General features: G+C 75.4%; 1 protein-coding gene and 1 pseudogene. Both read left to right on the top strand.

The window, feature by feature from the left end; genetic code table 11:
* Positions 1-11 precede the first annotated feature (11 nt).
* Positions 12-428, top strand: a pseudogene (locus J7E25_RS18075) (type II secretion system F family protein); the annotation flags it as partial.
* Between the two features lie 211 nt (positions 429-639).
* A complete protein-coding gene (locus J7E25_RS18070; protein ID WP_251039234.1) occupies positions 640-966 on the top strand; it encodes a type II secretion system F family protein in 327 nt (108 codons plus the stop codon).
* Positions 967-1,205 lie beyond the last annotated feature (239 nt).

Genomic DNA, 1,205 nt, shown 5'->3' with positions numbered 1-1,205 from the left:
CCGTCGCGGCGGTGCGCGCCGTTCGGCGCCGGCCCGATCCCGCCGCGGAGGTCGACGCGATCGCCGCGGTCACCGAGCGTCTGGCCGTGCTGCTCGCCGCGGGCGTCTCGGCGTCGACGGCGTGGAGCCATGTGGGGGAGCCGGCGCCGTCGCCGTCGGGCGGCGCCGGCGCCACTGCCGCCGCATCCCTCGCCGACGCCGCGGTGCTCACGGCCGCCGCGACGGCGGCGTCGAGCGGCGACCCGGTGGCGGCTGCGATCTCCGACGCCACGGCGGCCCACCGCGCGGCATCCGGGGCCTGGTCGGTACTCGCCGCAGCGTGGTCGGTGGCTGCCGAGTCGGGTGCGCCGCTCGCGTCGAGCCTGCGGAGTCTCGCGGGCTCCCTTCGCGACGAGGCACAGCTGCGACGCGAGGTGCGATCTGCGCTCGCCGGGCCCGCGGCGAGCGCCCGGCTCGTCACCGCGCTGCCGCTCATCGCGATCTTCTTCGGCACGGCGCTCGGATTCGACACACTGGGCGTGCTCTTCGGCAATCCGCTCGGTCTCGCGTGCCTGGCGCTCGGCGCCGCATTTCTCTGGGCTGGTCGGCGATGGAATGCCGCGCTCGCGGCGAGGGCATCGCGCGGNNNTCGCCATCGCGATGTCGGGCGGCACGTCGATCGAGCGCGCCCGGGAGATCGCTCGCGCCGCAATGGCCGAGCACGTGCCGGCCGCTGGGGACGGCCGCGAGGTCGAGTCGGTCCTCGGCCTCGCGGCGAGGGCCGGCGCGCCGGTCGCCGAACTGCTGCGCGCCGAGGCATTCCGTCTGCGGCGCTCGGCGCGGGCCGCCGGCGAGGCGCGTGCTGCGACCCTCGCCGTTCGGCTCATGCTGCCGCTCGGGCTCTGCGTTCTGCCGGCGTTCGTTTTGCTCGGAGTCGCGCCCCTCATGATCTCCGTCATCACCGGCACCCTCGGCGGTGCGGTGTGACGGCACCGCTCGTGCCACCACCCGCTGACACCTCGGCACCACCGCGATGCTCGGCACTACAGGAAGGAACACCTCATGCACGAACTCCCGATCCCGGCCGAGGCCGCCGAGCGCGTCAGATCGGTGATGCAGGCGCGTCGCTCGCCGTGGCGCGGCATCCGCGCCGGAATCCGATGCATCGCACGGCGCCTCGCCGGTGAACGCGGCGCAGCGACGGCCGAATACGCGGTGGCCACGAT

Origin of the sequence: Agromyces sp. ISL-38, from assembly GCF_018613935.1 — a bacterium.
Classification (GTDB): Bacteria; Actinomycetota; Actinomycetes; order Actinomycetales; family Microbacteriaceae; genus Agromyces.
Note: the sequence above shows the minus strand (reverse complement) of the source record. Positions and strands in the feature narration are given on the sequence as shown.